This is a genomic window from Sorangium sp. So ce296, from assembly GCF_051529605.1.
Classification (GTDB): Bacteria; Myxococcota_A; Polyangia; order Polyangiales; family Polyangiaceae; genus Sorangium; species Sorangium cellulosum_D.
Genome location: NZ_CP150325.1, coordinates 11,027,477 through 11,048,555, shown reverse-complemented (window position 1 = coordinate 11,048,555; position 21,079 = coordinate 11,027,477). Strand labels below are relative to the sequence as shown.

Here is a 21,079-nt window from a genome sequence, read left to right as displayed (position 1 = left end):
ATCCCCATCATGCCGCCGCTGATCCAGCGTAAGGCGACCGTCAGCTCCCCGAAGGGGCAGTGAATGGCGAGGAAGAACATGCTGGACGTTCCGCGAGAGGCACCTTCCTTCCCCCTGGTCGCCGCCGAGATGCTCGGGAGCGCGCCGCCGGCCATCGTCACGCAACGCTTCCTCCTGCACGTGGAAACGTGGCGCACGGAAACGCTCGCCTGGCTCAGCGGTCCCGAGCGAGCCGCGCACCTGTCGGACGGTCTAGCGGAGTTGCTCCGCGCGGTCCTCGGCGATCCGTCCGCGCGCCGGTCGAGGGAAGTGCCTCTCACCGTGACGAGCTATCCCGCGCCGAACGGGAGCGCGGTAGGCTTCGCGGAGCACCGGAGCGCACTCGACATCCTCGTGTGGCGATCGACGCTCGTCGACTATCTGCAAGACGTCTGGGACGTCATCGGTCCTGCGCTGTTCGAGGTGCAGGAATGCGGGTTCGCCGTCGACATCCTCCTGATGCCGCAGCCGCCTTCCGGAGTGAGGCTGTGCATCGACTGCCTCCAGCCTCTTCCGGCCGACAGCGCCGGGCAAGCCTCACACTACTTCCATTGCCGCGTCCGAGCCCTGGTCGGCTTCCCGGCGGTGCCCGCCGGAATGTGAAGCACGAGAACGGCTTCGCGAAAGCAGGCGGCGGCACCGGTATCTCGGCAATGCGCTCCATCCAGCGGCTCGCCGCCCGATCAGCGACCGTTCAACAGAAGTCGGGCTTGCCGTCGATGTTCATGCCCACCACCGCGATCTCCAGGGCGCTGACGGCGATCTACACGGCGCGCGCCCTGCGCATCGACACCTCGCTCCTTGCTCCTGTCGCGCCAGGCGACTGAGGCGGTCGTCCACGATGTTGCCGGGCGTGAAATGGCCGGCGAAGCCGCAGCGCGCCCGGGCAGGGACCCTCTTGGCGCGCAGCAGGGCGACCAGGAGCACCGTGAGCTGGCGGCGGACGCCGACGAGGCGCGACTCGAGCGGCCGCGCCGCCCGCGCCGGGCCCACGCTCAATCGGCGCACATGAGCTGATCGATGATCTTGAAGGTATCCATGATCGTGGCGTACGAGGCCTCGGGGTCGTCGGTCGACGTCGACAGCGACATCACGACGACGCGAGAGCCGTCGTCGCTCGCGGCGTTCCGGGTCGAGTACCCGAGCGTGCCTCCGGCGTGGCTCCAGTACCCTCCACCGCAGCTGGTCGGGATCCACATGATGCCGAGGCCATAATCGGTGCCGGGCGCGATCGGGTCGAAGGCAGGCGCCGGGACCGTCTCGTGGAGCTCCGCCATCTGCTCCGGATCGAGCAGCGATCCTTCGGTCAGCGCCCGCCAGAACTTCGCGAGATCCGCGGTGGTCGTGACGAGGGAGCCGGCGGCGCCGGCCATGGTATGGTTCGCAATCGTGACGTCGATGAGCGGCCCGTCGACCTCGTACTGCTGGTACGCCACGGCGTGCGGGGCAGGCAGATCAGGCGCATCGCCGGGATCGAACGTGTGGTCGAGGCCGAGCGGATCGAGGATGCGCGCCTCGACCTCCTCGCTCCAGCGGTTTCCGGTGGCACGCTCGATGATCATGCCGGCGAGCACGTAGTTCGTGTTGGAGTAGTCCCACTGCGTCCCCGGATCGAAGCTCGGCTTGTGTTGCAGGGCGAGCGCCACGAGCTCTTCCGCGTCCATGTGGTCGAGCCGATGCTGCATGTACTCGTCGGCGGAGCGCAGCACGGCCAGGGACGGCTGCGGATCCGGGCCGTCCGGATCGGCCGGACCGATGTAGTCATAGAGGCCGCTCGTGTGCTGAAGTAGCTGGCGGATCGTGATCAGCGAGCCGTCATTGCCGTTGCCCGACACGACGCCGGGCAGCCACTGCTCGACCGTGTCGTCCAGCGACAGCGCTCCCTCGCCGGCGAGCTGCAGCACGACGACGGCGACGAACGTCTTGGTGTTGCTGCCCATCCGGAAGTAGCTGTCGAAGTCGACCGGCGTCTCGCCGTCGAGCTGCGCCACGCCGCTGCGGGCGCGGATCCGTCGGTCGCCTTCGAGCATCTCCGCATGTACGGCGACGATGCCGCTCGCTTGAATCCTGTCCACCCCGTCCTGGAGCAGCTTGCCGTAGGCCGCGTCGCCCTCCTCGGGAGAGTCGCGCGGGCAACCCGCGACGAGAGATGCCATGCAGAAGAGCGGAATCGAGAGCTTGTTGAGTGCCATGTCCGTGTGTTCCCTCTCGGCCTGGCTCCGTTCAAAGGTCTCTACGATTTCGTCGACGTCGCATCATCGCGCAGGCGTACGGCGCGCTGCGGACCGCTGCAGGTGCACGGAAAGTGATTCTGGCGTTGAACGGAGCCAGGCCGAGCGGGAACACACGGCACGGCGCTCGACGCCCGCACGCTCGTCGACGCCGCCGGCGCCGTGGTCATCGCCACCGCAGACCTCGCGCCGTTCAGCCTTTGGCCGTTCCGGTGATTGCGAGGTTGACGAAGATGATCACACAGACTGTCCTTCGGGTGGGGCTCCTCCCCGTGGTGCTCGGGTTCACGGCGTTCGCTGCGGGCTGCCCCGGCGGCGATGACCCGGCCAGCCCTGGCACGAACGGCGATGGAGCCTCGGGCGGCAGCTCGGCGGTCGCATGGGGAAGCTGTCCAGACGACTTCATCTCCGAGTGCGCCACGGTCGCCCTGCCGCTCGATCCATCGAAGCCTGACGGCGAGACGCTGCCCGTCTTCGTAGCGCGCCACCTCGCGCCGGGCGGCGCGGCGAAGGCGCAGGTCTGGCTCCTGCAAGGCGGCCCCGGCGACTCCGGCAACATGTTCACGGGCTTCATCGAGCAGCTATGGGAGCGCGTGATGCCCGATGTGGACTGGTACGTGCTCGAGCACCGCGGCGTCGGGCTCTCGAGCCGCCTCGAGTGCCCGGTCCAGGAGGACCCGAGCTCGGAGGACGGGGCGGACATCAGCGCGAGCGAGTGGCCCGCCTGCATCCAGGCGTTGAAGACGCAGTGGGGCGACGATCTCGCGCACTTCACGACGTCGGCCGACGCCGACGACCTGGCGCGCCTCCTCGATCGGACGCGCGAGCACGGCAAGAAGGTGATCCTTTTCGGCGCCTCGTACGGGACGGCGCGCGCGCTGCGCTTCTTGCAGAAATACCCCGAGGCGGTCGACGCCGTGATCCTCGACTCGATCGCATCGCCGGGCGCGCAGTACCTGTCCTTGTACGATACGCAGTTCGACCCCGTGGTGAAGGAGCTGTCCGCGATCTGCGCCGTCGATCCGGTCTGCGGGGCGAAGCTCGGGCCCGATCCCTCGGCGAAGCTCGACGCGCTCTTCGGCAAGCTCACGGAGGGGCACTGCTCGCAGCTCGGCATCGACGCCGCGCTGTTCGCGTCGATCGTCCCGGCATTCGCGCAGCTGCGCAGCGTGCGGACGCACCTCTTCCCGCTCGCTTACCGCATCGACCGCTGCGACGCGGGCGACGTGCAGGTGGTCGGCCACTACATGCAGGCGCTGAGCGGTTCCTCCTCGCAGGCCGACGGCGGCGAGCCGCGGCGCTCGGTCGTCCTTGGGACGCACGTGGCCCTCTCCGAGATGTGGGAGGACCCGGCCCCGACCTCGGCCGAGCTCCAGGCGCGCTGCGATGCGCAGCGCTTCTGCCCGGGGGCGGCGCTGGAGATCGGCCAGCTCTACGATGCCTGGCCGCGGTATCCGCACGACCCGTTCTGGAGCGAATGGCCGCGCTCCTCCGTGCCCATCCTGGCGATGAACGGCCTGCTCGACCCGCAGACGCCCATCGGCCTGGCGGAGCTTTCGTCCGACAGGCTGACCGCGCCCCACCAGACGTTCGTGGCGGTGCCCTGGAGCCCGCACGTGGTCACGTTCGAGTCCCCCGTGAAGACCGCCGGTGCGGCGCCCTGCGGCACGCAGATGATGGCGAAGTTCATCGCGGATCCCGAGGCCCCCGTCGATACGACGTGCCTCGACGACCTCGTGCCCGTCACGTGGGACGAGGATCCGGCGGTCGTCGAGGTGCTCTTCGGCACGAAGGACATGTGGGAGAACACGGCTTCGCCCGCCCCCGCGCCGAGGATGGTGGCGCCGGTCGACTGGGCGGCCGTCGCGCGCCTCGTGCGTGAAAGGAGCCTCCGCGTCGAGCGCTGACCCGTAGGAGCTCCTTGCTCTCCCGTGCCGCCATCGCCCGCTCGACGCCAGGTCGCGGATCGGCGCGACGACGCGGGCTTATGGGGCGACCCGGAGCGTCCGCGTCGCCACGAGCGCTCGGCAGAGGGCGATCCGGTCGTCCAGGTCGAGCCCGGGCAGCTCGCGCACGTAGAAGATGCCGTGTCGCGCGATGAACCGCAGCGCGGCCTCGCCCCAGGCGTCGACGCGGACGAGCACCGCGTCGCCGTCGACGAGCTCCGCCTTGCCGCCGCTCAGCCGGACCGACACCTCGCGATCGCGGATCACGCGCCGCGGGCCGCACACCGACGCCGCGTCGTTCCACACCTCGGGCGGCGGCTCGCCGTAAAGGGCGCTGTACGCGGCCGCGAACTCGTCCCACGTCGCCTCCGGGACCGCGTGCGCGACAGGCGCGTTGGCGGGCGCGTGGTGCAGGAAGCGACCGAAGAAGCGCTGGCAGAAATCGGCGTACTCGATGGTGAAGAGGACGAACTGGTGCCAGGCCTCGTCGACGCGCAGCGAGAACATCGGGTAAGCGCGGGTGCGATCGGACTCGACGAGCCAGAGATAGCGCGCGAGCTCCCGGAACAGCGCCTCCGCCTGGCGCTCGGTGGCCACGGTCTTGTTCATGAGCAGCTTGTCGATGACGAACTGCGCCCGGTAGGCAAAGAGATCGGGCCGCCTGCGCGCGCTCGCCGTCACCACATCGGTTTGCATCGGTTGCATGGTCAGTTCTCCTGGGCTGCGAAGGGCTGAAACGTCCCCCAGTCGACGAGCGCGCGGGCCAGCGCGAGCTGCTCCGCCTCGGCCAGACCGGGGATGTCGCGGGGCCTGAGCTCGCGCGCCGCCGCGAGCGCGCGGAGCGCGGGCTCGGCCCACGCCTCGGTCCGCACGAGGAGCTGCGCGCGCTCGCCGCAGCGCGCGCGGAGCTCGGCGCGGCCCGCGATCCGGACCACGTCGAGGTCCACGCCCGGCCAGCGGCGCGCGAGCGCGGCGCGGGCGTCGAGCTCCTCGGGCCGGCCGAGCGCGCGGGCGGCGCGCGCGCGGGTGCCGGCGTCGCCGCGGGCGTGGAGGCGCGCGAGGAGCGCGGCGGCCCGCGGGCCGCGCTGCGCGAGGGCGTCGACCTGCGCCCGGCGGACGCACTCCCGCTCGTGCGCGAGGAGCGCCGCCGAGAGCGCGTCGCCCGCCGCGGCGGGCCGCGGCGCCGCGGGGGTCAGCCCCTCGACGGGGCCCACCTGCGCCTCGAGCACCGGGCCGTCGCTCGGGCCGAACAGGTGCAGCGAGATCGACCAGCGCGCGGTCGGGTTGCGCGGGTCGTGGATGCACGGCCCGTAGATGTGGCCGACCCGGCCCGCCTCCGCGGAGAACAGGCGCTTCGGCACGAGCCGCCGCGCGCGGGCCGTCGCGTCCCAGTCGAAGGTCGCGACGTCGAGCGCGTTGTGGAGCACCGCCGTGACGGTCCAGTCCGAGTGCTCGTGCGCGCCGGCCGCGCGCCCGGGCCGCCAGTACGCGAACGCGACGCGGACGCCGACCTCGGGGACCACGTGGAACGGCGCGAGCTCCGGCGCGCCGTCCCGGCGCTCGATCTCGAGCGCGAGGAGCTCCAGCGGGAGCTCGTCGTCCGAGAGCCCGGCCCGGACCGCGCCCTCGATCGCGCGCACGTGATCGCGCGGCGGGCGGGCGTGGCCGTCGGACCGCGGGAAATCGAGCTGCCCGAAGAGGGCGGTGAGCTCGGCGAGCCTCATGGCGCGATCCGGAGGAAGTCGCCCTTCACGAGCGGACGGCAGAGCGCCACGCGCTCCGGGTCGTCGAGGCCGGGGAGCTCGCGGACGTAGAAGTGGTCGCAGTCGACGATGAACTGCAGGGCGTCCTTCGCCCACGCGTCGATGCGCAGGAGGACGCGCGGCGGCTCCAGCGACCACACGAGATCCGCCCTCCCCTCCTCCACCCGCACGAAGATGGGCCGGCCGAACTTGACGCGGATGAGGCGCGTGTCGGGCGTCACGGCGAGCTCGTCCCGCCACGCCGGGGAGATGGGCCCGAAGAGCGCCTCGTACTCGGTGCGGTACGCGTCGAAGGTCATCTCGGGGCGCGCGCCGAGCTCGCCGCGAGGGGCGGTGTTGGCGGTGTGGTGCACGAACTCGCCGAAGAAGCGGTGGCCGAACGCCGCGTACTCCTCGGTGAAGAGCACGAACTGGTGCCAGACCTCGTCGATCCTCCGGGAGAACATGGGGACTTGCCGGGTCCGGTCCGCCCTGCAGACGAAGATGTACTTCTTCACCTCGTCGAAGAGCCGCGCCGCCTCCTCGCAGGAAGAAGCCATCCGGTCCTTGACCAGCTTCTCTTCGAGCCACGGCGCACGGAACGAGAGCAGCTCGGGGATCATGGATGTGTCCATCGCCCGCTTCACGTTGCCAGTTTCATGCCGGCCCACGCGCGCCGCGCTCGGGCGGCCCTGCGCACCTCGAGGGAACATCGATTCCCGACGCGCTTCCCCAATTGGGAAACGGGTTGCTCAACGAAGGCCGCCGCCCTGCGAAAACAGGCCCCCGCCGCGCGGGAACAGCGGCCTTTGCTGCGCAGAGGCCGCGGTGGCACGGCCGCTGCAATAGCCCATGTCGCGGGACGTCGAGTCCGCAACCGAAATAACCAACCGAGCTACGGAGCAATCATCATGAACGAGCAGATCAAGGTCGAGGTCGAGGTCGAGACGAAGCAGGAGACCGTCGAGGAGCGCCCTGCGCGCCTGACGGTGGAGGTCCCCACGGAGCTCCAGGCTGGCGTGGGGCCGGCCGTCTGCACCTGTCCGCCCGGCTGCTGCTGCTGAACCGCCCGCGAGGGGCCGGGGGCCGCACCCCGCGGCGACCGGCCCCTCGAGCCTGACGACACGACCGCGGAGGCCCGCGCTGCGATGAGCAGCGGCGGGCCTTTCGCGTTTAACACGCGAGAGAGGCCGTCTCCCGTCTCCCGTCTCCCCTCTCCCGTCTCCCGTCTCCCGTCTCCCCTCTCCCCTCTCCCGTCTTCGTGCGCGTCCCGCGTGCGCGTGCGCGTGCGCGATTCCCTGGAATCAGCGCGCACGCGCACGCGCACGGAAGAGCGAAGACGAAAGACGAAAGACGGGAGACGAAAGACGGGAGACGAAAGACGGGAGACGAAAGACGGGAGACGAAAGACGGGAGACGAAAGACGGGGAACGGGGACGAGAGACGGAGGGCGATACGTCAGTCCCAGCTAAAAACCGCTCTGGACCAGAGCCTCGGCGCGGACGGCGGCCGGAGCGGATCAGGGGTGCGCGATGACGACCAGCGCCGGGGCCCGCTCGAGCACGGCGCCCACGCACTCGCGGGCGGTGAGCGGATCCAGGGCGCCGAAGCTCTCGTCGAGGATCACCGCGTCCGCGCGCTGGAGCAGCGCGCGCGCCAAAAACAGCCGGCTCCGCTCGCCGTGCGACAGCTGCCACCCCGTCTCGCCGACGACCTGATCGAGCCCCGACGGCATGCGATCGAGCAGCGGGCCCAGGCCGAGCTTGCGGCACACGAGCTCCGCCTCCCGCCGGTCCTCCGGCGACGCAGGCCACGCGCGGCCCATCAGCAGGTTGAACGCGAGCGTCCCCGAAAGCACGTGGTTGTCGTGGAACTGCGGCGCGCTCGCGACGCGGCTGCGCCACGCGGCCCCGCCCAGCGTCCGCCGATCGAGGCCGCGGAGGAGCACGAGGCCCGACGACGGGGCGTGGAGGCCGCTGAGCACCGCCGCGAGCGTCGACTTGCCGCCCCCGGAGCGCCCCTCGAGCAGCAGCCGGTCGCCCTTCGCGAGGACCAGGCCGCAGTCGCGCAGGACGGGCTCGGCGCGCTCGCCGCCGTAGCGGAACGAGACGCCCCGCGCCTCGAGCACGACGTCCGACGCCGCGGGGCGCCCGAGCACGGCCTGCGGGATCCCGGGCGGCTCGCGGGCCTCGGCCGCCGCGAAGAGCCGCGCGATCGAGCGCCACGAGACGGCGGCGGAGAGGAGCGCGCCGAGGCTCGTCGACAGCGTCGCGAACGCCGCCTGCGCCTGCAGGATGCCGCCCGTGGCGACCACGAGCGGGCCGACGCTCACCCCCGCGAGGACCGCAGGGACGAGGCCGAGCAGCCCGAGCGCGAGCCACCCGCGCGCCGGGAGCGACGCGAGGAGATCGCCCACGCGGTCCATGGCGCGCGAGGCGGCGTGGTAGCGCTCGAGCACCGCGTCCTCCTCCACGTGATGGAGGTGCGGGGCCTGCTGGGCGACGCGCGTGCGGTGGCCGACGACGTTCTCGACGAAGCCGCTCGTGATCGCGAACCGCTCGCGCGTCCACGCCGCCCGCCGCCCGGCGAACCGGCGGGCGAGCAGTGCCACGGAGGCCGTCCACCCGGCGAGCAGCGCGACGTGGAGGCCGCCGCCGGCGCCGGCGGAGAGGACCAGCGCGGCGCTCGCGAGCTGCACGAGCGCGACGACCGCGCCGAGCGCGCCGCCGAGGCCCGCGGTCTCGACGGCCTCGGACTCGGAGACCATCGCGAGGAGCTCGCCCGAGCCGCGCGCGCGGATCGCGGCCGGATCGAGGCGGAGCGCGCCGCAGAGCAGGCGCTGCTTGAGGAGCGCGGCGACGTCGATCGTGAGCAGCCCCCCGGTCCAGGAGGCGAACAGCTGCACGAGGATGGCCGAGAGCGACAGGAGCACCCACGCGAGCAGCCAGCCGGGCTGCACGGCGCCGTCGAGCGCGCCCGCGCCGATCAGCCACCAGGCGAGCACGCCGAGGGCGATCTGCGCGGCGGCGGCCGCGAGGAAGAGCGCGCCGCGGCGGAGCGCGCCGCGCATCGAGAGCAGGCGCCGGAAGCTCGATCCGGGATCGGGGCGGAGCAGCCACATGCCCTCGATGGGGCGGTCCGCGACGAGCTGGGCGAGGAGCTCGGCGCGCGCCCGCGCGGCGCGCCGCGGCGGGATCTGCGCGGCGGCGAGCCACTTGTCGACGTGCGACGCGGGGCGGTCCTCGAGGTGGGCGGAGAGCGCCCGGCGCACGGCCTCCAGCGGGATCCGCGCCTGCGTGAGCGCCGGCGTCAGCACGGTGAGGCCCCGGGGGCCCGCGGAGACCACCGCGAGGTAGCCGCGATCGAGGCGGACGAGCGAGGGGCCGAGCGACGCGATCGCGCGCGGCAGGTCGGCGAAGCTCGACTGGACCGCCTCCGCCTCGATGCCCATGCAGCCCGCGTACGCCTCGATCCACGCGGTGGGGTCGCCGTCCGGCGGCGCGCCGGGCGACGGCGCCGCGCCGCTCGCGAGCCCGCACGCGGCCGTGAGCGCGCTCATCGCGTGCCCGAGCGCGGAGGGCTGCCACGCCACCTCGGCCAGCGCCGCCGCCGCCCGCGCGGCCTCGTTCGAGCTCGTGTCCGTCGCCTTCATGCTGCCCCCTCGGTGAGCCGGCCGCTCTCCATGGTCGCGCTCCGGAAGCGCCCCTTCGACCAGACCTCGTCGCGCGCCCGCGCGTCCGCCTCGGCGAGCGCGCGGTAGCGGCTCCGCGGGTCGTCCATGAGGGCGCGCGGCGCGCCGTCCTCCACCACCCTGCCCCCCTCGACCACGAGCACGCGATCGAAGCCGAGCGTGTCCATCACGTCGTGGCTGACGAACATCAGCGTCGCGCGCGCCCAGCGCTCGCGCGCGCGGGCGAGGAGCGCCCGGCGCCGCTCGCGCTCGAGCCCGCGGAACGGCTCGTCGAGGAGCACGAGGCGCGCGTCGGCCTTCATCAGCGCCCGCGCGAGGCGGACGCGCTGCCCCTGCCCGCCCGACAGCCGCGCGCCCCCCTCGCCGATGGCCGAGAGGAGGCCGTCGGGCAGGGTCTCGAGCACGCCGGTGAGATCGGCCTGGCCCATCGCGAGGGGCACGCGCGCGAGGGCGTCGCCGGCGTGGCCGAAGGTGATGTTCTCGAGGAGCGTGCGGTTCCAGAGCTGGACGGCCGGGTCGACCCACGCCGTCGCGCGGCGCAGGCGCGCGACCGCCGCGTCGTCGAACGGCTGCCCGTCGACGAGCACCTCCCCCCGGGACGCCCGGAGCCACCCGAGCAAGAGCGAGAGCAGCGACGACTTCCCCGCGCCGGACGTGCCCACGATGGCGACGTGCGACCCCGCCGCGAGGCTCAGCGAGACGTCGGACAGGAGCGTGTGCCCCCCGGCCTGGACGCTGACGCCGCGGAGATCGATCGACGCCGCGCCCGGCGCGGCGGCGCCTCCGTCCTCGGGGGCGGGCGCGCGGGGGAGGTCCATCTCCGGGGCCGCGAGCGGCGCGAAGAGGCGCACGGAGGCGTTGCGCACGTTCTTCCAGCCGACGAGCGCGGCGACGAGCTCCTGCGCCACGACGGGGAGCCGCAGCGACCAGAACACGAGCAGGAGCAGCGCCGCGGGCGGGCCGCCGGAGGCGACGTAGCCGCCGACGATCGCGACCGCCACGGCGGTGCTCGCGAGCCCCTGGACGGCCTGCATGGCGGTGGCCTGGGCGTGCGCGAGGCGGCCGGTCCGCGCCCACTCGACGAGCAGCGCCTCGTGCTCGCGCCGCACCGCGCGCTCGGCGCCGTGGACGCGGATGGGCACCGCGCCGAGCAGCGCGTCGAGGTAGAACCGCTCGAGCGACGCGGCGTGCGTGCGCAGGCGCATGAGGCTCTCGACGAGCGGCCTGCGCGCGAGGTACGGGGCCGCGAGCGCGACCGCCGCCGCGACGAGCGAGAGCCACGCGCCGCCCGGGTACAGCCAGAGGACGCCGACGAGCGTCGCGACGAACGACAGCGCCGCGCGCGCGATGCGCGAGAAGAGCGCCGGCGCCTCGCGCATCAGGTGCATCGCGTGGCCGCGCGCGGTCATGTCCGAGGTGGGCCGGCTGCGCAGGTAGCGGTCCTCGAGCCGCGGCAGCTTCTCGAGGAAGGCGGCCCGGAAGCGCACCTCGAGGGCGCGCCCGAGGCGCGAGACGGCGTGGGCCGCGAACAGCTCGAGCAGGAGGGCCCCGGCGGCGAACGCGACGAGGGCGAGGAGGCCGAGCGCGCGCTGGTACTCGACGGTGACGTGCTTCACGGCGTCGAACAGCCCGCGCAGGACGACAACGTCGATCGCCGCGATCGCCGCGCTCGCCGCGAGGGCCACCCCGACCAGGGCGAGGGCCCGGCCCGCGTCGGCGCGGAGCATCGACAGGAAGAGGCGCGCGGGCGACGGCGTGGGCCGCTCGAGCTCGCGGCGGACGGGCGCCGGGAGCACCGCGGCCGCGACCGCGCGCGGCGCCTGCTCGACCGGCGGGGCCGCCGGGGCGGCGCTGCCGCGGTAGCTCGGCGGGGGCGGCGCCGCGGCCGGGCGCGCGGCGCCGGCGGGGGCGCCGGCGGGCGCGGGGGCGCGGGCGGCGACGTGGACGATGACGGCGCCGTGCACGAGGAGCTTGCCCGGCGCCTTGCCCTCCGTGGCCCAGAAGAACCCCTTCGGGATGGCGCCCGCCTCCCCGGCGAGCGCGCGGTCGAAGACGCCCTCGAGCACGCGCTGCGCCTCGCCGCCGCGCGCGATCGCGCCGCCGCGGACGAGGCGCGCGGCCATCCGCACGGCGGCGTCGAGCGCCGCGAACGAGCGCCACCCCGGGTCGGCGTCGGCGCGGGCGATGAGCGCCTCCCCGCGCGCGCCCAGCGCCCGGAGCTTCGCGCGGAGCGGGGCGAGCGCGTCCTCGGACGACGCCCACCGCCGGAACCGCTCGATCGAGATCGGGATCGGGAAGTGCGGCATGTCCTCCAGGAAGCGCTCCGCGCGCACCCAGCGGCGCCCGCTGCTCGGGTCGAGGATCTGCACGAACGGCCCGAGCCGGCGCCAGACGACGAGGAAGTGGAGCGCGTCGCCCGCGCCGCGCTTGACCACGATCGCGGGCAGGCAGTCGGCCTCGGGCAGGAGGAAGCTGTCGTGCGGGACCACCATCTCGGCCGTCGCGAGCCCGAGCTCCTGCCCGAGCGCGGCGAGCGCGTCGATCGACGTCCCGTCGACGTCGGTCTGGCAGCGGTCGCGGAGCCACTCGTAGTGCACCTCCACGCCGAACCCCTGGAGCACCGCCTTGAGCGCGGCGGGGCCGCAGTCCATGAGCGACGTCTGGAGCACCTCGGGGACGAGGAAGGCGCGCTTCATCGCGGGCCTCCCGGCGCCACGGCGCGCAGGAGGAGCGTCCACGGAGAGACGCGCTCCACCTCGACCTCGGTGGTCCCCGGCATCCCGTGCTGCACCGGGATCGACGCGGCGCTGTCCGGCCGCACGAGGAGCTCGACGCGGATGGCGCCGTCGAACGGCTCGCTGGCGACGTGGGAGACCTCGCCCTCGAGCATGCCGAACTGCGTCCACGCGAACCCGTCGAGGCGCATCCGCGCCTTCTGGCCGGGGACGATGCGCCCGACCGCGTCGGACGGCGCGAAGAGCGCGACCGCGTGCACGTCCTCGCCCGGAACGACCGTCGCCACGAGGTCGCCGGGCTTGAGCACGTCGCCCGCCTGGAGCGCGGCGATGTTCCCGAGCTTGCCCGCGATGGGCGCGCGGATCTTGCGCCGCTCGATCTGCGCGAGCGCCGTGTGGACCGCGGCCTCGGCCGCCCGCTGCTCGGCCACGAGGTCGCCGAGCGCGCGCTCGAGCTCGGCGAGGTGGGCCGCCGCCTGCCGCTCGTCGTGGCGCCGCGCGACCGACAGCCGGTGGAGATCGGCGCGCGCCCCCTCGGCCTTGAGGAGCTCGTCGGCGGCGCGGGTCTTCGCGTCCAGGTGATCGGCGGTCGACGCGAGCCGCTCGTCGTGCAGCCGCTCGGAGATGGCGCGGAGCTCCTCGCCGTGCGCGGCGGAGAGGTCGCGCTGGCGCAGGTCGATCCGGGCGCGCGCGATCGACGCGTCGGAGAGCTTCTCCTGCAACGCGCGCACCTCCTCCTCGACGGCGATCTGGCGCCGCAGCGCCTCGAGCTTCGGCGCGAGCACGGCCACCCGCGTGCGCTCCTCCTCCAGGCGCTTCTCCTCGACCGACGCGTCGAGCTCGACGAGCACCTCGCCCGGCTCGACGTCGCGCCCGAGCTCCACCCGGACGACCGCCACGCGCCCGGCCTCGGCGGCGGCCACGCGGTGCGCCATCCGGCTGACCTCCAGGCGCGCCTTCGCGGTCGTGGCGTAGACCGACACGCGCGCCGCGTGCATCCAGGCCGCCCAGGCGCCGAGGACGGCGAGGGTCGCGGCGAGGCGGAGCCAGGTCCGCGCGCCGCGCTCGAGCTCGAGCGACCGCATCGTGCGGTGGAACGGGGAGGCCACGTCAACAGCCCTCCAGCGCGACCTTCTTCCGGGGCCGCGCGATGCCGTAGGCGTTGAGCTTGTTGGTAAGCGTGCGCCGCGACACGCCGAGGAGCTCGGCGGCGCGCGTCTGGTTCTGGCGGGTCCGGTCGAGCGCGGCGACGATGCGGTCCCGCTCGAACGTGCGCAGGTCGCCTCGGATCCCGGCCTCGGCCTGCGCGCGCGGCGCCTCGAGCATCAGGTGGTCCGCGACGATCGGCCCCCCCTTGGACATGACCACCGCGCGCTCGATCACGTGGCGCAGCTCCCGGATGTTGCCCGGCCAGGAGTGCGCGAGGAGCGCCGCCGTCGCCTCGGGCGCGAGCCGCGGCGCCGGGCGGCCGAGCCGCCGCGCGAGGCGCGCCGCGAAGAGCTCCGCGAGCGGGAGGATCTCGGTGATGCGGGCCCGGAGCGGCGGGATGCGCAGCGTGACCGCGTTGAGGCGGAAATACAGGTCCTGGCGGAAGTCCCCGTCCCTCACCATCTGCTCGAGATCGCGGTGCGTCGCCGCGATCACCCGGACGTCGACGCGCCGCGGCCGCGTGCTGCCGACGCGGACGATCTCGCCGTACTCCAGCGTGCGGAGGAGCTTCGCCTGCGTGCGCGGGGACAGCTCCCCGACCTCGTCGAGGAAGAGCGTGCCCTCGTGGGCGGCCTCGAACAGGCCTTCGCGCGGGGCCACCGCCCCGGTGAACGCGCCGCGCTCGTGGCCGAAGAGCTCGCTCTCGACGAGCGACTCCGACAGGCTCGCGCAGTTCACCTTTACGAACCGCTCGCGCGGGTGCCGCGACATGCCGGCGATCCACTCCGCCACGACCTCTTTGCCCGTCCCTGTCTCGCCGAGGATCAGGACCGGCAGCGGCGTGGGGGCCACGGTCTCCAGGGCCTCCCGAAGGCGCCGCATCTCCGGATCGATCGCGAGAAAACCGGGTTGACAGTCATCCACGATGAACGCTCCTCATCACGACGAAAGGGCGTGATTCATGTCTCTCACGTGCCGTGGCCGCCGGGGTCCGACGCTGACTCCGGTACCTGGTCCGATGACGATTCCGATGCTGCGAAGGGCCTTGTGCGGCGGTGTGGACGGCGCCTCCGCGAGGGCCGCACCGGCGCGCGGGGCGCCGCGGCGGCGACGGGACGGGTGCGACTCGAAGCAAGTCGGTGGCCAACGCCTCAGCCCGCCGGCGGGCGCGCGGCGCGCCGCGGAGCCAGCGGAGCCCTCCGGTCGAGCCTGCGCGACGAGTTGCGCAAGGATGCGCGACGAGTTGCGCAAGGACGGCGCAATCTGACGCAAGCCCGCGCATCCCGTGCTGCCCTCGCGGAACGCCGCGCCGCGAACCCTGGGCTGGATGGAATCGCAGCGGCGCTCCGGGGCCGCCCGTGGCGCGGAGCACCGCCGCTCCGGTGAGCGCGCGTCCGGCGCGATGTCCCGAGCGGCCCCGCGCGCCGAGGCTCGTCGCACCACGTGGAGGCTGGAGCCTCCACCTGAGGGCTGACGCCACCACCAGCGTGGATGGCTGGAGAACGTGAGAGGAAGGGAGATGAGCGCGGCGCGGGCGCGCCGCTGTTACGGAGTCGAGCTCAGCGTCGATGTGGCTGGCCGGCCGGCCGGCCGGCCGGCCAGCCAGCGCGCGCTACTCATCGCATTGCGGCTCGGGATCATCGACGGTGACGTCCTCGGTCCGGACGTAGCCGTAGGGGTGCTTCCAGCGCACCACGCCCGAGCCGACGTCCTTGGTCGGCCCTTGCGGCACGTAGTACACGGCATAGAGCGTGTTGACCTGGACCGGCTTCAGCGCTCCATAGGTGCCCGCGCCGCCGCCGTCCGGCTCGTAGAGATCGAGGACGACCGCCGGTATCTTGTCGACCTTGGCGAGGGACACGTAGAGCAGCCGACTTCGCATGTTGTAACAGGCGCCGCACGGGGTCGTGGGAGGCTGGATGTCCGGCGGGATCTCCAGGTCCGAAGGCCCCGTCTCCGACGCCGCGGCCTCGGGGCCCGCGAAGGCGAGGGCCGCCACGGCGGCCCCGGCGAGAAACAGACCAGCTGATTTGATGCGGTGCAGAATCATCCCTGGTTCCTCCTGGCGCTCGCTCGACGGTCGTCCTCGTCGTCCCTTGCTCGCCGGCGCGCGAGCCCGCGCCCGGCCTCGCGCGATCGCTTGTTCTACTCCGCCTCGCCGCCGGCAGCCACGATGACCGTCATCGTCCGGAACCTCCCCTGCGAGGTCACCCAGTGTATCCTGCCCCCTCCGACGTCCTCGGTCGGCGCTTGCGGCACCAGGTACTCCACGTAACCGTTCGCCACGCGGTACGGCGCCAGCTGCTCTCCATAGGCCGACTTGCCGTCGCGCAGCAAATCGAGCTCGAGCGATATCGCCTTCGCGCTCCCGATGGCTTCGAGGGACACATAGAGCCGGCGGTCCCGCATGCTGTAACAAGCGCCGCACGGGGTGACCACGGGGTTGGGATCGTCGATCGCCGGTCCGTGGCGCACCGTCGACGCTCGCTCCGCCGCCATCGCGTCGGTGGAGGCGATGCCGAGCGCCGACACGACCCCCGCGGCGACAAGGAGACCAGCTGCTCTGAGACTGTTCCGAATCATGGCGAGATCCTCCGTGGCGCCCGGCCTGGGACCGTCGTGTCCCCGCCGGTCGCCGGCGCTCCTCGATCCGCGCAGCGGGTCGATCCCGCTGCGCGGCCCCGAGGCTCGCGGGGTTGGATGGTTGAGACCCGCGATCGATACGCGCCGCCGCGCCGGATCCTTCCGCGGCTCCCCTCCGCGCCGGAGCCGCCGCGATGCGCCCGCCGCGGCCCGCTCACGGCACCAGCGCCCGGAAGCTCGCCCAGTCGGACGAGGGGGTCGCGCGCAGCGCCGCGAGCGTCGCCTCGCGCAGCTGCGCGCCGGGGTCGTCCTGCCCGGCGGCGACCAGCGCCACCATCATCCGCTCCGCCAGCGCGTCGTCGACCGGGCGCGTCGCCGCGATCACCGACCCGGCGCCGGCGACCAGGAACGCCTGCGCCAGGCCGAGCCCGAGCCCCCGGACCCCGGGCGCGGCCCCGGTGCGCGCCGTGTCGCAGCCGGACAGGACGACCTGCGCCGGCGCTCGCCGCAGCGCCAGGATGTCGCTCACCGCGAGCTGGCCCCCGCCGGCGAGCGGGAGGCCGCTGTCCCAGCCGTCGATCCCGCCGAAGAAGCCGTGGCCCGCGTAGTGGAACAGCGCGATCCCGGGCTGCTCCAGCGCGGAGGCGACCGCGGCGTGCGTGGCCACGCCGCCCGAGAGGCGCTCCACCGCGCGCCCCTGCCCTTCGAGCGCCGCGGCCACCGCGTCGGCCTCGCGCCGCGCGGCCGGCAGATCGCGCTGCGGATCCGCGACCACGAGCGCCCCGCGCGCCGCGCCGGCGCCCCCGGCCCCCGGGGCGGCGCCGCCCGGCAGATCCAGGCCGTACACGACGGGCATCCGGGCGACGAGCGGCGCGCCGTCCCAGGGCAGCGCGTGGACGTCGATCCGCTCGAGCTCGCCGTAGGCCGCGACGCGCAGGCGCCCGGCCGCGCGGAGCGGCGCCTCGAACGGCCCGAGCAGCCGCGCGGCGAGCGTCGCGGCGGGGGCCGCGGGATCGATCGCCGGCAGCCGGCGCGCCGCGACGCCGTCCCGGGTGACGGCGAAGCCGGCCCACCCGTCGCGGATCGGGTGGAAGGCCAGCATCAGCTCGCGCTCGTCCAGGCGCGGGGCCTCCGCGGGCGCCGCCGCCGGATCACCGCGCCGCACGAGCAGCAGCGCCTCGTCGAACCGCGCCCGGATCGACCGGCCGCGCGCCGCCCGGGCCGCCCGGGCCGCCTCGAGCTCGCCCGAGGACAGCCGCCAGTCGTCGCGGCCCTCGTCGTCGAGGGCGGCGCGCTCGCCGCGGTACGCCGAGAGCGCGGCCTCCCAGCGCGCCCGCGCCTCGCCGTCCAGCGACGCGATGCGGTCGACCCAGCGGAGCGCCGCGAGCGCCAGGGCGCGCGACCGCCGGGCGGCCGCGAGGGCGCGGGCCGGATCGCGCTGGAGCAGGAGGTCGACCGCGCGGCGGGCGCCCTCCTCCATGCGGCCGAGGAAGGCGCCTCGGCCCTCGCCGAGGGGCGCGAGCAGGCTGAGCTCGCCGCGCAGCGCCTCCGCGGCCTCGTAGGCCGCGAGGGCGCGATCGGGCTGGCCCAGCGCCTCGAGCGCCTGCCCGCGGCCGAGCGCCGCCCGGTAGCGCCCCTCCGCGAGCGTGCTCGCCTCCGCGAGCCGGGCGAGCCAGTCGTACCGCCGCAGCGCCCCCGCGGCGTCGCCGCCGTCCAGCGCGAGGCGCCCCTCGATGTCGAGCCAGTACATCGCGACCCCGGGGTCGGGGCTCGCGTCGGTCCGCCGCGCCTCGCCGAGGAGCGCGCGCGCCCGCGCCGTCTGCCCCGCCGCGAGCTTCGCCAGCGCGAGGTTCGTGAGCGCGTTCGCCCGCTCGGCCGGCCGCGGGCACGGCCCGCCGTACAGCGCGAGCGCGGCCTCGAGCGCGGCCTCGGCGGCCGCGAGGGGCTCCCCGGGCGAGGCGCTCGCCCAGGCCACCTGCAGGGCGCCCCAGCCGAGGTTGTTCTGGAGGGCGGCCTGCTCGCACGGCGGGCTGCCGGCGGGGAGGGACGCCTCCACCTCGCGCAGGAGCGCCTGCGCCTCGAGCGGCCGACCCAGGAGCTGGAGGCCCTCGGCGCGCTTCTGCAGGATGTGGCGCCGGTGGTCGCGGAGGCCCAGGCGCTCGGCGGCCGCGGCCGACGCGTCGAGCTGCCGGAGCGCCGCGCGCAGGTCGCCGGACTCGAACGAGAGCAGCGCGGCGTAGTACGGCTTGAGCGCGCGCCCCTCCGGGTGGCTCGCCTCGAGCGGCGCGAGCGGGTCGAGCGCGGCGCGCGCCTCCGCGAACCTGCGGCCGTTGTAGAGGAGGGTGTAGGCCAGGGCGAAGCGATCGAGGAACTCGTCGGACAGCCGCCCGGCGGCGCGGTGCGCCCGGATCGAGGCCTCGAAGCGTGCGATCGCCTCCGGGATCCGCCCGCGGGCGAGATCCACGCGCGCGAGCTTGCCGATCGCCAGGGCCTTCACGGTGGGGTCCTGGCCCGACGCGAGGCCGCCCAGGGCCGACGCCGCCTCGTCGAGCCGGCCCTGCCGGCGCAGCGCCTCGGCCTGCGCCAGCGCGGGCGCGGCGAGGGGCGGGAGCAGCGGCAGACGGACGACCGCGCGCGCGCCGTTCTGCTCGGCGGTCACCGAGACGGCCGCGGCGCCGTCGGGCACGGGGACGCGGACGAGCAGGCCGCCCTGGATCGGCGCGCCGTCGAGCGGGATCGGGGTCGCGCCGGCCTCGACGGCGACGCGTGCACCCTCGGGCGCCTTGATCCAGAGGCGGATCGCGCGATCGTCGGGCAGGGCGCAGGCGGGGCCGGCGAGCACGGCGCCGCAGCCGGCGAACTCGACCTCCAGGGGCGGCGGTGGCGCCGCGGGGGCCGCCGGGTCGCGCGCGTCGCCGGCGGAGGGCGCAGGCTGATCGCGCGTGCCGCCGGAGGGGGCCGCGCCGCCGGGGGCGCCGCTCCGGGCGACGAGCGCCGCCGCGCCGAGCAGCGCCGGGACGAGCAGCGCCGCGCCGAGCCCAGCGGCCCGGATCGCCCGGCGGCGGCTCATGGAGATTGCGGCGGCGGGGCGGGCGGCGGCGGCGCCGCGCCGGGGAGCAGGCGCACCTTGAGGCGCAACACGCGGAATGCGTTGGGGGTTTCGCCTTCGCCCGGCGGCCCGTCCGCGAGCTCGGCGGGCCTGTCCGGCAGCGCCTCGGGCCGCCCGATCGCGATCGCGATCTCCCATTCGCCCTCGGGCACCCCGCGGAAGAGCGCCTCCGTGTCGCCGGCGATGCGCGCCGCGCCCTGCGCCGACACCTCGGGGCGCACGTCCCAGGGGAGCGCCTTGTCCCCCGCGATCAGGAAGGCGCGCACCGCGACGGGGCCCTCGACCCGGGTTGCGGGCCGGAGGGCGATCTCGACCCTCGACCCCGGGCCGAGGCGCGCGATGCCGGGCGCGGCGGGGTCGCCGTTCGCGGACCGTTGCCCGGCCTCGCCGCCCGCGATCGAGACGGCGTAGTCGGGCACCGGGGCGGACGCATCGAGGAGGGCCAGCGCGCCCGGGTCTCCGGTGGCGCTGCCCTGGTGGCCGGGACCTAGGCGCGCGACGAGGACCCACGCCGCGGCCGCGGCCAGGACCGCCGCGGCGGCGAGCCAGCGCCGGCGACCCGGCGCAGCCGCCAGCGGGATCACCCGGCCCGCGGGGGTTGCCTGGGAGCTCGCGGCCGACCGCGGCGCGGCGGTCGTCTCCGCAAGCGGCACGCCGGTCGTCTCCGCACGCGGCGCGCCGGTCGTCTCCGCAGGCGGCGCGCTCGCCGCCGGCGCACCTGCGCTCGCCGCCGCCCCGCCCGCGCTCGCCGCCGCCCCGCCTGCGCTCGCCGCCGGCGCGCCGCGCTCCGCTCCGTTCGCCTGCAGCCCGGCCAGGATCGTGTCGGCGATCCGCGCCCGCGCCTCGCCGTCCAGCGGGCGCGACGCCTCCCAGGCCTCGCGGTCTTCGGCCGACCGCTGCGCGAGCGCCTCCAGCGCGTCGAGCTCATCCTGCGCGAGCGCGCCGTGCACCCTCGCCGACCAGCGCGGATCGCTCGCCCGATCCTCCGCGCGCGCGGCGCTCGCCAGCGCCTTGAGCAGTTCCTCGTCCCTGTCGGTCATCGTGCGCGCTCCGGGGTGGTTGGGTCTGCCGCGGGCGCCCGTCCCGGCGCCTCGGCCTCGGCGGCGAGCTCCGCGGCGATCTGCCGGACCAGCCGGCCGATGCGGCTCCGCCAGGCATACACGGCGTCCGCCGTCATGCCGGTGAGGGCGCACGCGTCCTCGGTGGATCGCTCGTCGACGAGCAGCAGATAGAACAGCTCGAGCCCGCGCTCGCTCAGCCGGTCGCGGAGCCGCACGGCGAGGGTCGCGAGCAGCTCGCGCGAGATGGCCGCCGGCTCGGGCGAGACGGACGCGGCGTCGACGCGCTCGAGCGCGTCGTCCTCGGTGGGCTGCTCGGTCCAGGGGTTCCGGCGGCGGCTGCGCAGGATCGAGCACGCCTCGCGCTCGGCCACGAGCCCGACGAAGCTCGTGAGCGAGAGCCCCCGGGCCGGGTCCCACTGGCGGAGCGTGCGCCCGCCGTCCGCGAAGAGCGCGAGGAACACGCTCTGGGTCATGTCCTCGACCTCCTGCCGCACGTCGCGGTGCCCCGCTGCCCGGCGGCGGCGGAGCAGCGGCCGCATGACGCGCTCCTGGATGATGGGCGTGAGCAGATCGACGAGCGCCCTGACCGCCGCCGGCTCCCCGCCCACGGCCCGCGCGATCAGCGCGAGCGCCGCCTCGGAGGTCGCCTCCGCCGCCCCGGGCTCCCGCCAGGGGCCGTCGGCGGGCGTCCACGGCTGCGCGGGCGAGGGGGACATCGATGGCATCAACGCACACGGATAGACGCGCGCAACACGGCCGTCAATCGAAGCAGGGTCTCGCCGGACGACTCGAC

Annotated in this window: 17 protein-coding genes and 1 pseudogene; 4 read left to right on the top strand and 14 right to left on the bottom strand. The window is 74.8% G+C overall.

Features of this window, described 5'->3' with window-relative positions:
* The first annotated feature begins 78 nt into the window (after positions 1–78).
* Entirely contained in the window at positions 79–642 is a 564-nt protein-coding gene (locus WME98_RS41000) for a hypothetical protein (protein WP_437947100.1), read from the top strand.
* A complete protein-coding gene (locus WME98_RS40995) occupies positions 639–866 on the top strand; it encodes a hypothetical protein (RefSeq protein ID WP_437947099.1) in 228 nt (75 codons plus the stop codon). The genes WME98_RS41000 and WME98_RS40995 overlap by 4 nt, the downstream gene beginning before the upstream one ends.
* 168 nt (positions 867–1,034) lie before the next feature.
* Here WME98_RS40995 and WME98_RS40990 read toward each other — a convergent pair whose 3' ends face one another.
* On the bottom strand, positions 1,035–2,231 hold the full coding sequence (locus WME98_RS40990) for a serine hydrolase domain-containing protein (RefSeq protein WP_437947098.1): 1,197 nt from the start codon (positions 2,229–2,231) through the stop codon (positions 1,035–1,037).
* 272 nt (positions 2,232–2,503) lie between these two features.
* Here WME98_RS40990 and WME98_RS40985 point away from each other — a divergent pair, with 272 nt between their 5' ends.
* A complete protein-coding gene (locus tag WME98_RS40985; protein ID WP_437947097.1) occupies positions 2,504–4,177 on the top strand; it encodes an alpha/beta hydrolase in 1,674 nt (557 codons plus the stop codon).
* A gap of 78 nt (positions 4,178–4,255) precedes the next feature.
* Here the strand turns inward: WME98_RS40985 and WME98_RS40980 are convergent, their stop codons facing one another.
* From WME98_RS40980 to WME98_RS40970, 3 genes are read right to left on the bottom strand one after another with little or no spacing between them, the layout of a single operon-like run.
* Complete coding sequence (locus WME98_RS40980) at positions 4,256–4,921, bottom strand: glycine-rich domain-containing protein (protein ID WP_437947096.1); 666 nt, start codon at positions 4,919–4,921, stop codon at positions 4,256–4,258.
* A 2-nt stretch (positions 4,922–4,923) separates the two neighbouring features.
* Entirely contained in the window at positions 4,924–5,940 is a 1,017-nt protein-coding gene (locus WME98_RS40975; RefSeq protein ID WP_437947095.1) for a hypothetical protein, read from the bottom strand.
* Entirely contained in the window at positions 5,937–6,593 is a 657-nt protein-coding gene (locus WME98_RS40970) for a hypothetical protein (RefSeq protein WP_437947094.1), read from the bottom strand. The genes WME98_RS40975 and WME98_RS40970 overlap by 4 nt, the downstream gene beginning before the upstream one ends.
* Positions 6,594–6,869: 276 nt before the next feature.
* Between WME98_RS40970 and WME98_RS40965 the strand changes: the two genes are divergently transcribed.
* Positions 6,870–7,022: a hypothetical protein gene (locus tag WME98_RS40965; protein ID WP_165374012.1), complete on the top strand. Its 153-nt coding sequence runs from the start codon at positions 6,870–6,872 to the stop codon at positions 7,020–7,022.
* Between the two features lie 260 nt (positions 7,023–7,282).
* Here the strand turns inward: WME98_RS40965 and WME98_RS40960 are convergent.
* The 10 genes and pseudogenes from WME98_RS40960 to WME98_RS40915 form a co-directional block, all read right to left on the bottom strand.
* A pseudogene (locus WME98_RS40960) lies at positions 7,283–7,375 on the bottom strand (hypothetical protein); the annotation flags it as partial.
* 102 nt (positions 7,376–7,477) lie between these two features.
* Positions 7,478–9,610, bottom strand: coding sequence for an ATP-binding cassette domain-containing protein (locus tag WME98_RS40955; RefSeq protein WP_437947093.1), 2,133 nt, complete (start codon positions 9,608–9,610; stop codon positions 7,478–7,480).
* Entirely contained in the window at positions 9,607–12,345 is a 2,739-nt protein-coding gene (locus WME98_RS40950) for an ATP-binding cassette domain-containing protein (protein WP_437947092.1), read from the bottom strand. The genes WME98_RS40955 and WME98_RS40950 overlap by 4 nt, the downstream gene beginning before the upstream one ends.
* Positions 12,342–13,493: an HlyD family secretion protein gene (locus WME98_RS40945; RefSeq protein WP_437947091.1), complete on the bottom strand. Its 1,152-nt coding sequence runs from the start codon at positions 13,491–13,493 to the stop codon at positions 12,342–12,344. Before WME98_RS40945 ends, WME98_RS40950 begins: the two co-directional genes overlap by 4 nt.
* A gap of 1 nt (position 13,494) precedes the next feature.
* Positions 13,495–14,457 carry a sigma-54 interaction domain-containing protein gene (locus tag WME98_RS40940; protein WP_437947090.1) on the bottom strand — a complete coding sequence of 321 codons (963 nt, stop codon included), beginning with the start codon at positions 14,455–14,457 and terminating at the stop codon, positions 13,495–13,497.
* Positions 14,458–15,145: 688 nt separating this feature from the next.
* Positions 15,146–15,583 carry a hypothetical protein gene (locus tag WME98_RS40935; RefSeq protein ID WP_061627076.1) on the bottom strand — a complete coding sequence of 146 codons (438 nt, stop codon included), beginning with the start codon at positions 15,581–15,583 and terminating at the stop codon, positions 15,146–15,148.
* Positions 15,584–15,678: 95 nt separating this feature from the next.
* Positions 15,679–16,116, bottom strand: a complete 438-nt coding sequence (locus WME98_RS40930; protein ID WP_437947089.1) for a hypothetical protein — start codon at positions 16,114–16,116, stop codon at positions 15,679–15,681.
* 214 nt (positions 16,117–16,330) lie between these two features.
* Positions 16,331–19,186 (bottom strand): CHAT domain-containing protein, encoded by a 2,856-nt coding sequence (locus WME98_RS40925; protein WP_437947088.1) that lies wholly within the window; start codon positions 19,184–19,186, stop codon positions 16,331–16,333.
* A complete protein-coding gene (locus tag WME98_RS40920; RefSeq protein WP_437947087.1) occupies positions 19,183–20,265 on the bottom strand; it encodes a hypothetical protein in 1,083 nt (360 codons plus the stop codon). The genes WME98_RS40925 and WME98_RS40920 overlap by 4 nt, the downstream gene beginning before the upstream one ends.
* Entirely contained in the window at positions 20,262–21,002 is a 741-nt protein-coding gene (locus WME98_RS40915; RefSeq protein ID WP_437947086.1) for an RNA polymerase sigma factor, read from the bottom strand. Before WME98_RS40915 ends, WME98_RS40920 begins: the two co-directional genes overlap by 4 nt.
* Positions 21,003–21,079 lie beyond the last annotated feature (77 nt).

Excerpts from the sequence above, each read along its gene's own strand:
- WME98_RS41000 (WP_437947100.1), top strand. The coding sequence starts at position 79 with ATGCTGGACGTTCCGCGAGAGGCACCTTCCTTCCCCCTGGTCGCCGCC.
- WME98_RS40990 (WP_437947098.1), bottom strand. The coding sequence starts at position 2,231 with ATGGCACTCAACAAGCTCTCGATTCCGCTCTTCTGCATGGCATCTCTC.
- WME98_RS40985 (WP_437947097.1), top strand. The coding sequence starts at position 2,504 with ATGATCACACAGACTGTCCTTCGGGTGGGGCTCCTCCCCGTGGTGCTC.
- WME98_RS40980 (WP_437947096.1), bottom strand. The coding sequence starts at position 4,921 with ATGCAACCGATGCAAACCGATGTGGTGACGGCGAGCGCGCGCAGGCGG.
- WME98_RS40975 (WP_437947095.1), bottom strand. The coding sequence starts at position 5,940 with ATGAGGCTCGCCGAGCTCACCGCCCTCTTCGGGCAGCTCGATTTCCCG.
- WME98_RS40970 (WP_437947094.1), bottom strand. The coding sequence starts at position 6,593 with ATGGACACATCCATGATCCCCGAGCTGCTCTCGTTCCGTGCGCCGTGG.
- WME98_RS40965 (WP_165374012.1), top strand. The coding sequence starts at position 6,870 with ATGAACGAGCAGATCAAGGTCGAGGTCGAGGTCGAGACGAAGCAGGAG.
- WME98_RS40955 (WP_437947093.1), bottom strand. The coding sequence starts at position 9,610 with ATGAAGGCGACGGACACGAGCTCGAACGAGGCCGCGCGGGCGGCGGCG.
- WME98_RS40950 (WP_437947092.1), bottom strand. The coding sequence starts at position 12,345 with ATGAAGCGCGCCTTCCTCGTCCCCGAGGTGCTCCAGACGTCGCTCATG.
- WME98_RS40935 (WP_061627076.1), bottom strand. The coding sequence starts at position 15,583 with ATGATTCTGCACCGCATCAAATCAGCTGGTCTGTTTCTCGCCGGGGCC.
- WME98_RS40930 (WP_437947089.1), bottom strand. The coding sequence starts at position 16,116 with ATGATTCGGAACAGTCTCAGAGCAGCTGGTCTCCTTGTCGCCGCGGGG.
- WME98_RS40925 (WP_437947088.1), bottom strand. The coding sequence starts at position 19,186 with ATGAGCCGCCGCCGGGCGATCCGGGCCGCTGGGCTCGGCGCGGCGCTG.
- WME98_RS40920 (WP_437947087.1), bottom strand. The coding sequence starts at position 20,265 with ATGACCGACAGGGACGAGGAACTGCTCAAGGCGCTGGCGAGCGCCGCG.
- WME98_RS40915 (WP_437947086.1), bottom strand. The coding sequence starts at position 21,002 with ATGTCCCCCTCGCCCGCGCAGCCGTGGACGCCCGCCGACGGCCCCTGG.